The 10,024-nt window shown below is 53.4% G+C and carries 13 protein-coding genes and 1 pseudogene; all 14 read right to left on the bottom strand.

What is annotated here, in order from left to right; all coding sequences use genetic code 11:
- Positions 1–66 precede the first annotated feature (66 nt).
- On the bottom strand, positions 67–672 hold the full coding sequence (locus tag WG891_RS26155; protein ID WP_337265036.1) for a tail assembly protein: 606 nt from the start codon (positions 670–672) through the stop codon (positions 67–69).
- 57 nt (positions 673–729) lie between these two features.
- Positions 730–1,296: a hypothetical protein gene (locus WG891_RS26160; RefSeq protein WP_337265037.1), complete on the bottom strand. Its 567-nt coding sequence runs from the start codon at positions 1,294–1,296 to the stop codon at positions 730–732.
- A gap of 70 nt (positions 1,297–1,366) precedes the next feature.
- Complete coding sequence (locus WG891_RS26165) at positions 1,367–2,071, bottom strand: C40 family peptidase (RefSeq protein ID WP_337265038.1); 705 nt, start codon at positions 2,069–2,071, stop codon at positions 1,367–1,369.
- 2 nt (positions 2,072–2,073) lie between these two features.
- Positions 2,074–2,826, bottom strand: a complete 753-nt coding sequence (locus WG891_RS26170; RefSeq protein WP_337265039.1) for a phage minor tail protein L — start codon at positions 2,824–2,826, stop codon at positions 2,074–2,076.
- A gap of 11 nt (positions 2,827–2,837) precedes the next feature.
- The gene (locus WG891_RS26175; RefSeq protein WP_337265040.1) at positions 2,838–3,191 is read right to left on the bottom strand and encodes a phage tail protein; all 354 of its coding nucleotides are present in this window, start codon (positions 3,189–3,191) and stop codon (positions 2,838–2,840) included.
- A complete protein-coding gene (locus WG891_RS26180) occupies positions 3,188–6,925 on the bottom strand; it encodes a tape measure protein (RefSeq protein WP_337265041.1) in 3,738 nt (1,245 codons plus the stop codon). Before WG891_RS26180 ends, WG891_RS26175 begins: the two co-directional genes overlap by 4 nt.
- 36 nt (positions 6,926–6,961) lie before the next feature.
- Positions 6,962–7,243 carry a phage tail assembly protein T gene (locus WG891_RS26185; RefSeq protein WP_337265046.1) on the bottom strand — a complete coding sequence of 94 codons (282 nt, stop codon included), beginning with the start codon at positions 7,241–7,243 and terminating at the stop codon, positions 6,962–6,964.
- Positions 7,243–7,662, bottom strand: coding sequence for a phage tail assembly chaperone (locus tag WG891_RS26190; RefSeq protein ID WP_337265042.1), 420 nt, complete (start codon positions 7,660–7,662; stop codon positions 7,243–7,245). The genes WG891_RS26185 and WG891_RS26190 overlap by 1 nt, the downstream gene beginning before the upstream one ends.
- 15 nt (positions 7,663–7,677) lie before the next feature.
- Positions 7,678–7,938 (bottom strand): Ig-like domain-containing protein, encoded by a 261-nt coding sequence (locus WG891_RS26195; RefSeq protein ID WP_337265047.1) that lies wholly within the window; start codon positions 7,936–7,938, stop codon positions 7,678–7,680.
- A pseudogene (locus WG891_RS26200) lies at positions 7,939–8,376 on the bottom strand (phage tail tube protein); the annotation flags it as partial.
- 62 nt (positions 8,377–8,438) lie between these two features.
- Positions 8,439–8,786, bottom strand: a complete 348-nt coding sequence (gp17, locus tag WG891_RS26205; RefSeq protein ID WP_337262957.1) for a tail completion protein gp17 — start codon at positions 8,784–8,786, stop codon at positions 8,439–8,441.
- Positions 8,783–9,199, bottom strand: a complete 417-nt coding sequence (locus WG891_RS26210) for an HK97-gp10 family putative phage morphogenesis protein (protein WP_337265043.1) — start codon at positions 9,197–9,199, stop codon at positions 8,783–8,785. The genes gp17 and WG891_RS26210 overlap by 4 nt, the downstream gene beginning before the upstream one ends.
- Positions 9,196–9,534 carry a phage head closure protein gene (locus WG891_RS26215; protein WP_337265044.1) on the bottom strand — a complete coding sequence of 113 codons (339 nt, stop codon included), beginning with the start codon at positions 9,532–9,534 and terminating at the stop codon, positions 9,196–9,198. Before WG891_RS26215 ends, WG891_RS26210 begins: the two co-directional genes overlap by 4 nt.
- A gap of 9 nt (positions 9,535–9,543) precedes the next feature.
- Positions 9,544–9,870 carry a head-tail connector protein gene (locus tag WG891_RS26220; protein WP_337265045.1) on the bottom strand — a complete coding sequence of 109 codons (327 nt, stop codon included), beginning with the start codon at positions 9,868–9,870 and terminating at the stop codon, positions 9,544–9,546.
- Positions 9,871–10,024: the final 154 nt, after the last annotated feature.

The following is a 10,024-nucleotide window of genomic DNA, read 5'->3' on the forward strand; positions in this document are numbered from 1 at the left end:
CTGACATTACGTTTCTCCGGGCGTAAAAAAACCCGCATTAAGCGGGCCTGATTGAGGGGGATTAGGTTACTGCTGATCTTCGGCGTAGATCCCTGCGGAAATAATCGCCCCGCCAATCCGGCGCTTACCGTAAAGAATCGGCACTGGGTTGCCCTGGGCGATCGTATTCACAGGGCCGCCAAAGGCATACGAGGGTTTGTTATCCGGGCTCTCTCGCATTGCCAAGCCACCTTGCATCGGCGAAAGCATTTGGATGACTCCGCCAAGCATCATTGATGCACCGGACATCATTAGCCCCATTGTGAATGGGGTTGCTGTCCCGCCTGACATGTATGTCATTACCGCACCTACAGCCACCAGCACAGCCCCAAGAATCGTTTGGAATACCCCGCCGTTTTTACTGCCGATAATAATCGGGGCGATCCTGATATCATCAGTGCCGGAGAATTCCAACTCATCACGACCAATATTGTGTTTCCCGTTGAAAACAGCAAAGGTCAAGCCACGATCCTTTGCAGTTTGTAGGAACCGCTCAAAGCCTGGGATAGTGACAGATAGTGCCTTAATAGCTTCTTGTGGAGTAGACACCACCAGCTTATGAACCCGGCCAAATGTTGCACCGAGGACGCCGTAGAGTCTGATAATTCGATATTTTTGTGATGAGTTATCCATATTTTCTCCAATAAAAAACCCGCGCAATGGCGGGCTTTTGGTTAATTACGATTTAAATTATTTAATTCTGCTTGCTATATCTTTAGCAACTTGCACAGCAACATCATCCCATGCAGATTCAAGAATACTAGTCTGGCTAGTTCCACCTATAGTTGGATCTTTCCTCTCAGACTTAAACTCTCTCTCCCACTCAACACCATTGAATTCAAACTTAGCCTTTAAATAAACATTCCCCACATCTATTCCTGGGGTAACGTTAAATATTCCAGCTGAATATTCAAATCCTGATCTTGCCTCGATAACGGTTATTGTTAGTGGTTTTCCATCTGTAGTTATATTGGCAAATGTTGAGACCGCTTCCTCTATCCTAGCAGATAAAGCAACGCCTGTTGGAATGCGAGTTCTTGAGCCCCCACCAACAAAACCATCAGCTCCCTTTATATCTATTCGGGAAGGGAAATCCGAAGGATTCCATATTATCTTTAGATTTTTTTTCTCATTACCATTCTGAACGGAAGACATTTCCTTTACCGATGAAAAGGCCAACCTGTTGTTAAACGGTAAGTTTACCGTACACCCAGATAAAAACACAGACAGCAAAAACACTAAGAAAATATTTCTCACTTTCAATTCTTCCTTGTTTAGCTATAAACCGGAATAGATTATCACTGCTTGATGATAAGATCACTATCAGTTAACTGGCATTAAAACGCAGAATGATAATCGTCCGATCCTGCCAATATCCACCGTATGGCACGCGCTGGCTGAGCTGACCGTACATGTGGTGGATCATCACCCCATCACCGACATAAACCCCGGCGTGGTTTGGTTCCTCCGCTCGTATCTGCATAATGATTACGTCACCGATCTGCAGATCACCGGCCGCTGGCACAAAACCAGCTTCAGCATAGTGCTGCATGTAGAGGTTTTCGCCCCGGTTCCACCACCCATCTGATCGCTCGAAGTTCGGCAGCGTTACGCCCCGCTCGAGCCGGTACCAGTCCCGCACGATGGCGTAGCAGTCCCAAAAGCCATGGACGAATGGGCGGCCAAGCAAAGGCTTGATGCCCTCACTTGGGGTGATCGTCCTGATATCGCCTTCTGGCCAACTGATGATTACCCACGGAAGCTGTGACGCGTCACACTGAGCAAGATCAAGCTGGCTCGGCTGTGTAGTCGCGTCCGGGTGGCTGTGAACGATCGCAACGATTGTGCCTATGTCCTCGGCTGCGGCGTAGTCCTCTGGGTGCAGGGTGAATTGCTCAGTCGGCGCTGGCGCGGTATTGCGACAGCGGTGGTACTGCTGGCGTTTGCCGACTTGCACTACCAAAGCACAACATTCTGCCGGATAAGACTCGGCGGCATGCGCCAGTGCGGCGGTCATGATGTGTTTGCGCATGGTTACCTCTTCAGCAGTGATGAGCCAACGAATCCGCCGTGTGGCAATGGGTTGCCTTTGCCGAACCGGGGCTCGCAGCCGGTGGACACCAGGCCTGAACAAACATCTTTTGACGGGTCATCAGCCGGGTTGCCGTCGATATCGAAATACCTGGTACCGGTGTAGCCACACGATGCCCCGCGATACTGCCCACGTATACACCAGGTGCAAAGGCTATGAATCTGCCGCGTTGGGATCATAATGCCCTGCAGGTCTGCCGGTGATGAAAGAGCAAACTGGATCACCGTGTTTGTGCCGGTCAGCTTGCGATCGATATACCAGACGTCGATTTTTTCCTGCGTTGGATCGGCGCTTGGATTACCCTCGGGGAAATTACGAGCATCGAGATAGTGCGCGTAAGTGTCGCGGATGGTGACCTTAAACAGTGCCAAGTTCTGGTATGCCAGGCACATAGCGGCCACGGTTCCATCGATGTTACCGACTGATAGTGTCGGGCTCGGTGCGGTGCCGTCGCTGGTCACCTCCAGCCCTTCGATCTGTACAGGCCAGGGCTTGTACTCCCGCCCGCCCCACCAGATCGATTTAGCGGGCAGCTTTGCCGGATCATCACCGGCTTTCTCCAATTCCTCCGGGGTGTGCGGTATAGCGTGACTGTGAAAATACAGTTCTGGCCCGCCGAACTGACTTCCGTCCACTTCGAACAGGCGCACTTTACTCCCAGGTTGTAATACCTGGTGATCGGTTTTGATAGACATGGTTTTACCTATTATGGATGGAATGCGGTTTCGAACGTGGCCGCGAGCTGGAACATAAATTTACCGCGTGAATTTTTCCCTAATGCGGTGATCTGGTACGTTTTGCAGGTGTACAGCCCCAGTTCAAGGTTGGGACTAGTCCACTTAAAAGCCTTATACCCTGCGTGCCGCTTGAAAAAATCCCTGATCTCGACAGTGATCTGCTCGTTGTTGGTAAATGTTAACTGCCAGCTTTGAGACTCATTATTAAGTCCGTCACCAACACGTTGTTTGTACCCGTCACCGAACTGCACCTCGCGAACGCGAAAGGTGTGATCGCCCACAGGGTTAACGCGGGCGCAGTAATTGAATGTTTCCAGCGTCATTCTCTACGCCCCTTTATTGCTGTGCTTAACATCCGCCCTTGTCCCGTTTCTTTCTGCAGCAAAGCCTTAAACCGCTGATCAACAAACTGCGCGAGTTCGTTACCAAACTGCTCCATACCTGGCGGAGTAGACACTGTGCTCTGCCCATCGCTGTTGATAGTGATGTTAAAGACCGGTGCGGCAGTACTGGCGTTCTCACGCATTGCCGGGGGCAGGCTTGCAGTGGTGGGTTTGATATCCAGAGAGCGATCGACGGCGCTGGTCGGTGCAGCATAGGCTGTCGCGACATCCCAGACTGCTGACCCCGCACTTAACCCGCTATCAGGCATAGCAGATCTGAGCCAACTAGTTACGTTTGATAGGGCCTGCATCATGCTGCCGAGCACCTGACCGGATAACTGTTCCCTGCCCTGCGGAGTGTTTTGCACTGACAGATCGGCGCTATCGATATAAACGTTAATCTGCGGCGCCACGCTTGCGGTTGTTGGTGGTGCATATGCAGCGCTGACAGACGGCACCCCATCAGAAACCAGCCCACCGGTTGCGTAGCCACGCATCATGCCGTAGAGATTATCTACGCCGATCCGCTCGGTGGCCTCCTTGGTAAAAACAAACTCGCCCTTATGAACAACCCCAGCAGGTTCATATTTACCGCCCAGCCCAGTAAAGCCTCCCAAGTCATATGCGGCAAAGCTGGTGCTCATCCCCATTGCGCCAATACCTGATGAACCTGCTGCTCCTGCTGCTGCACCGGCCGCGCCAGAGGCGGCACCGCCAATCCCGCCCATTAATCCACCAGCAACCCCGGTGATAGTCTGCATAACTGTGCTGGTTATCAGCGCCTGCGCAGCCATATCGATCAGGTTGCTGATAATCGACTGGGTGAGCGATGAGAACAGATTGGACATGGATTCCTTCCAGTCCTGCGTGCCCGTCAGCAAGCCGGTGAGCATGTTCTTTGCCCGTTCCGTTGTTGCCTGGAACAGATCAACACTCATCTTCTGCATGTCCCCCTGACTGGCAAACAGTTGCAGCGATGCCTGATAGCGCTGTTCCATCGACTCGCGATCGGATGCAGCAAGAAGCTGGTTGGCGCGCTCCTGCGATACCACGCCAGCGGCGGCGTAGCTCTCGATCAGCGCATGCCGTTTCGCCAGTTGGTTCTCAAGGTTTTGGATGGGATCGACATTACCGGCCAGTTCGGCGGTGCCAGAGACAGCGTAACGCTGATCTGCCTCAGCTTTCGCTTGCAGATAAGCCGTGTTGATATCCTGCTTGCGGCGGGCGATATCCTGCGCGCTCTTGATCTCGCCGTCAGCAATCTGGCGCTGTAGCTGCTCGCTCGCCTTCTTCTGGGTTTCGGTAGCGGCGCGGTAGGGGTCGTTGGCGATCGCTGCGTTATGATCTTCCCAGCGCTGCTTGGCCTCGGCCAGCGTCTTGTTAAGCTGCTCAAGCCCTGCTCGTTGAGCGTCCGTCCACTTAGTTCCTGCCTCCAGAGACGCAGAGAACAATGCCGCCGCTGCGTCACCGTCTTTCAGGCGAATAGCCTCAACCTGAATTTCTTTGTTAAGATTGGCGAGTTTCTGCTCGTATTCCTTGGCAACATTTGTTCCGGCGCTGGTTATTTTATTGCGATCCTGCTCCGCCTTCTGAAGGGTGTATTCGGCTGCTGCATTCTCTTCTATCTGTTTTTTCTGGGCCGCCATCTCAGCAATAACATTGCCGGACTTATCAGTCAGCAGCGCGCCGCTGGATATAGCACCCTGTACAGATTTTAGTTTTGCCCGCTCAACTCCTTCAGCCTTTAATAACGCAAGGCTTTCCTGTTGACCTTTAACGTACTGGTCATATTTAGAGGTATCTATAATAGGCTTACCGGTACCGCTAGATTTCCCCTGTTCTTCGTTAAGCTCTTTTAACGTTTGCAGTGTTGTTGCCAAAGCAGTTGCGGCCGCACCAGAAAGATTATAGGTATCGATCAATCCCTTTTTCAGATTGGCAAATGATGCATCAGACTCTGAAGTTACCTTGTTCAGTTCGCCCTGCAGTTGAGCCTGCTTACTTGTAGTGTCTACGAGCTTATCTTTCGCGTTGCTTAAATCGCGAGTTGCTTTATTTAGTGCATTCTGGGCCTCTGCCGCCTTAATTACATAGCCATTCCCCCGATCCTGACTGACACCAAACTGATTAACCAGGTCGGTATATTTTTTCAGCTCAGCCTGGGCAGCAGCTTGCTCGCTCTCCAGATCACGTATCTTATCTTTCTGAGCGATAATTGAATCAGCAGTATCAGCCAGCGCGCCCTTCAGTTGGGCCTGATTCATGCTGTTCATCTTGTCTACTACTGCGCCCAAGGAATCAGCAAAGGCTAGACTTTCCTCGCGGGCCTGCTGGGTTTTTTGGTAGTAGTAGAAGACCGCTGCGCCAGCCATCATAGCGATGCCAGCAGGTCCACCCAGCAACCCCAGCGCACCTTTCAGTAGCCCGCTTGAGGCAGTAAGCCGCCCCTGAACTGCATTCAGCTCTGCTGTAGCTGCCGCTTCTGCGCGGGTCAGGCGGGCAACTTCGGCGGAGTTAACAGCAAGTTGTTTTCGGATAACGGTGCGGGCCTGCTCCGTCTGCGCAAGCTTTAGCTGAGCAACCAGGGATTGCTGGGCGGCAACTGCACCAGCACGCTCTGCGCCGATTTGGGATAGGGTGACACTCAGTCCCTCACGCTGTGCAGCAGCAAGGGCTAGCTGACTACTGGCCTTATTCGCAAATTCTTTCGCGGCCAGCGCGGTACTGCTCGCCCATCCACCGATCGTTCTGGCCAGCCCGATACCACCGAGGATACCGGCTGCGGTTACCACCTCATCAATATGTTCAGCCAGATAGCCGATCGTGCCAGACAGCGCCTGTGTGGCCCCGCTGGATGCGTTCACATCGGTGATGTAGGTTTTGAAGTGGTTGTTCAGCTTGGTGATGGCGTCGCCGACAGTAGTCGGCATGGCCTCGGCCAATTCGGCGTTACGCTGCTGTGCGGCGATCGTCGCTTTGGCGAACGTATCCATCGACAGTTTGCCGTTGGCGGCCATGCTTTTTACCGCGGTTTCCGTGGTGCCGAGATAGCGGGCAATATCGCCGATCACGGTCGGCATTACCTCCATGACCGTGTTCCATTCATCACCAGAAACTTTGCCGGTCACCATGGATTTAGACAGCGCATCGATCGCACTCTTACCCTTCTCGGCGCTGGCGGCGTTGATCGTCAGCGAACTGGAAATGGAGTCGATAAAGTCGATGGTACCCTTAGTGCTGTAGCCCAACTCCCTCATTGCGGTTGAGCTGCGAATATACAGCTCGGCCTGCTCATCGATATTTTTATAGGTACGATCGCTGATCTCCAGCAGCCGCGCCTGAACAGAACGAAATTCCTCCACCGAGCCGGTAGCCATCTTGATACGGGATTGGTATTGGCCCCACTGATCAGCGGCATTAATAATATTGCCAACGGCAAACAGGCTGACAAATACACCGGCCATGCTGGCGGCGGCGGTTTTGACAGAGGTCAGTTGGCCGTTGAGATCGGCCAGTGCGCGCTGGCTTTGACGAGTCGCAGCCTCGGCCTTGCGGTTGCCCTGCTCCATCGTCTTGTAATACTCGCCCCCCATGCGTGAGGCGCGGGCTATCTCAGCCTGATAAGAACTTGAGTTAGCTGATATTTTAATGATCAGCTCACGCAGCGAAGCCATAATTCACCTATAAAAAAACCCGCACGCGGCGGGCAGTTAATCAGCCAGAGCCCCCAGGAAGCTCTCAAGTTCAGAGGTGTCCTCTGCCTCTTCTTCCTCCGGCCCACTCCAGCGCAGCAACATATCGGGAATGGTTATCGGGTCTTTGGTGCGCTGAGAATTGAACACGGCAGCCGAGATCTGCGCGGCGTGATAATCATTACGCTCATCACCGATCGGGCTGATCTTGTTGAATTCCATCCAGAGGCGAAGCTCACTGACGCTCATGGTCTGGCGCAACTCGCCCAGGGTTTTACCCAGGCGAAGCGCCAGCTTCATCATGAACTGGGTTTCTGGCTCTCTGACTTTTTTTCAGCATCTTCCTGTGTGGTGCTCAGTGCGATCGCCTGTTTGAGCAGTCGCGCGTGCACCGGGCCGTAGAACGTCACTACCTGATCCAGATCGCCAGGTTTGAAAACAGGCTGGTGATCTTCATCAAGCAGAACATCAATAAAGATTGCCGCATCGGCACGGATGCTGCGTTGTGTCTCTTCAGTGATCGACAGCTTCAGGGGTTCCTTGCCTTCCTCCGGTTCCGGTGGCGTCAGTATTTCACGCCAGCGCCCCCAGCTTTCCTGCGAGGGCTCGCGCAAAATCACGACCGCCCCCTCCCACTCATCAACCGTAATCGACTTGATGCGGAAGCCTGCAAGCGGCGCGGATGCCAACGCCTTAAGATTCAGTTTTTTTCCTGCCATGGGGCGATGCTCCTATTAGGCTGTGACAGTCACGACACACGTAGCGGTTTTTGCGCCATCAGTGGTCTTAACGGTGATCGTTGAGGTGCCTACCGCAAGGCCCGTGATAACGCCCGCTGCGGTGACCATAACGTTTGCCGGGGTTGAGGATGTCCATGTAACAGCCTTGTTTGTTGCCGTTGCTGGGGCGATCGTCGGTGTCAGGGTAAGGCTTTCGCCCAACTTCAATGCTGCCGTTACTTTATCCAGCAACACGCCGGTTACCGGGATAGTCACTGCAAAAATTCTGATTGGTTTGCCGATGATGCGCAGCGTGAAAGAGGCGGCTACCACGCCAGATGTAGCAACGTTCCAACTGTTCTGGCGTACCTCTGCAAGATAAGCGAACCCATTACCAGACGGGAAAATCACACGAACGGCGCGGCGGGTGTCCGTTTCGTAAGCTGCCATCAACGAATCTTGAGCATCATCGTAGGCGCTCCAGTTTTTGTTGATGGTCATTTCAGCCGGTGCAGAAAGCCCGTTGGTCATCTCCTTTTCGGTGGAGCACAGGGTGGTCACTTCGATATCGTCCTTCTGGCCGCCCGTATAGCTGAGCTCTTTAGCTGAGCACGATGTGGAGAGCCAGGTAATGCTTGCCGGGTTAGCCTCGCTGGCTTCGGTAGCAGAAATGCTCACCACCGTGCCTTGTGTTTTTTCGAACTTAGCTGTCATGAGTTTTCTCCAGACATTAAAAAACCCGCACGCGGCGGGTTAGGATCAAGATGGGTTAAAGGTTATTGCCACACTTTGAATTCAAGCGAGGCGCGGAAAAGGCCGGTATCGGGTTCATGGCCGCTGAACAGGTGGATTTCTGCCGGAGACAGAACAGCGATCGCCTGCTCGGCTTTGGCTCGGAGTTCTTTGGCCTGGTCAATGCTGCTGGCGTACACGTCGATCTGTGCCAGGTAAGCGGTTTCTGCAGTACCGCAAAACACATCAGCACGGTTTTCATCGGGCACCGTGTAGACGATCCACGGTGGTTTTACCGCTGGCATTCCCTCCGGTGTCAGCTTGACCACGTAAGGATATGCCTGCCCGCCGACCAGCGGTTTTAACAGTGGGTTGAGATCGGCCTCGGTCATTTTGATAGCACCTTGTCGATCGCTTCGTTGGCTTTCGCGAACGCCGCCGCCGCTGCATCATCCTGCTTGGCATCAAATGCCGGGCGGATGAATGGGACTGCTGGCATTTTCGATGTACCCAGCTCTTTGAAGCGCCAGTAGAAAGCGTTGTTACGGTTACTGGCTTTACCCACGCTGCGAACATGGACACCGGCGATCGCGCCGCCATCATTGGCGCGCTGGTTAATCACAACAATGTTGCGCTTCAGTTTGCCTGTATCCTCCGGCGCAAGCTCCCGGGCCTCGTCGCGAAATACTGTGGCCGCTGCCCGCGTTGCCTGCCGCAGTACATTGCGGCTTTCGGCCTTGCTCAATACCTCCAGATCCTTGGAAATATCGAGAAGCCCGGAAAAATCCAGCTTGGTGTTGATCATGGTTTCACTCCGGTTTTACAGAGAATTTCCAACTGAGTACCCTCAGCATTAGGAATGGGCGGGCCGGTAATTTCCAGCACTACCCCACGGAATGGGCCGTTAAGACACAGGAGCCGGGAAGACGCTGTAACATCGGTGCGATAGCGCATCCAGACGCGGATAGTGGCCTCGGCTTTCTCTGCCCCAGATGCTACCAGTTCACGGCCGCTGATCGCTTTAATCTCCGCTCGGGTGGATTTACCGTCCTCCCAGTCTTCAAGCTCTTGCCCAGACGGTAACTGCGTGGTGACAAAGTTTTGAATAACGACCTTGTGCCTAAACCTTCCAGCCTGCATAGCGCCCCCTTATAGTCCGTAGATTCGATACGGCTGCAAAAGTGATTCAACAGCAAAAGGAATGGATGATGTGATGTTACCGATATTCACGGCTTCTCGGTTTGCATACCAATGACCGACCAGTAAAAGCATGGCTGCCTTTACATCCTCACCCAACAGCAAGGCATCCTCATCATCTTCATACCCCGCACTTTGCTCTGATTCATAAAGCTTTCTGCGAGTCCACGTTTCCACATACCGCGCAGCCGCACCGACATAGGTTTCAAGCAGCTTGTCATCATCATCGAAATCAAGATCGATGCTGCAATGCTGCTTGACCAGATCGCTATCCAGCATGAGATCACCTTATTTTTTTGGTTTCTTGTCGGCCTTTGCGGCTTCTGGCTGCTCTGGCTGCTCTGGCTGCTCTGGCTGCTCTGGCTGCTCTGGCTGCTCTGGCTGCTCTGGCTGCTCTGGCTGCTCTGGCTGCTCTGGCTGCTCTGGCTGCTCT

The sequence above is a fragment of the Serratia sp. MMO-28 genome, assembly GCF_037199905.1.
Classification (GTDB): domain Bacteria; phylum Pseudomonadota; class Gammaproteobacteria; order Enterobacterales; family Enterobacteriaceae; genus Chania; species Chania oryzae.

What these genes read in the sequence shown, in the direction of transcription:
- WG891_RS26175 (WP_337265040.1), bottom strand. Translation starts at nt 3,191, where the DNA reads ATGACGCTGGAAACATTCAATTACTGCGCCCGCGTTAACCCTGTGGGC.
- WG891_RS26215 (WP_337265044.1), bottom strand. Translation starts at nt 9,534, where the DNA reads ATGCAGGCTGGAAGGTTTAGGCACAAGGTCGTTATTCAAAACTTTGTC.
- WG891_RS26220 (WP_337265045.1), bottom strand. Translation starts at nt 9,870, where the DNA reads ATGCTGGATAGCGATCTGGTCAAGCAGCATTGCAGCATCGATCTTGAT.
- WG891_RS26185 (WP_337265046.1), bottom strand. Translation starts at nt 7,243, where the DNA reads ATGAAGCTGGCGCTTCGCCTGGGTAAAACCCTGGGCGAGTTGCGCCAG.
- WG891_RS26165 (WP_337265038.1), bottom strand. Translation starts at nt 2,071, where the DNA reads ATGCGCAAACACATCATGACCGCCGCACTGGCGCATGCCGCCGAGTCT.
- gp17 (WP_337262957.1), bottom strand. Translation starts at nt 8,786, where the DNA reads ATGACCGAGGCCGATCTCAACCCACTGTTAAAACCGCTGGTCGGCGGG.
- WG891_RS26190 (WP_337265042.1), bottom strand. Translation starts at nt 7,662, where the DNA reads ATGGCAGGAAAAAAACTGAATCTTAAGGCGTTGGCATCCGCGCCGCTT.
- WG891_RS26155 (WP_337265036.1), bottom strand. Translation starts at nt 672, where the DNA reads ATGGATAACTCATCACAAAAATATCGAATTATCAGACTCTACGGCGTC.
- WG891_RS26170 (WP_337265039.1), bottom strand. Translation starts at nt 2,826, where the DNA reads ATGTCTATCAAAACCGATCACCAGGTATTACAACCTGGGAGTAAAGTG.
- WG891_RS26180 (WP_337265041.1), bottom strand. Translation starts at nt 6,925, where the DNA reads ATGGCTTCGCTGCGTGAGCTGATCATTAAAATATCAGCTAACTCAAGT.
- WG891_RS26210 (WP_337265043.1), bottom strand. Translation starts at nt 9,199, where the DNA reads ATGATCAACACCAAGCTGGATTTTTCCGGGCTTCTCGATATTTCCAAG.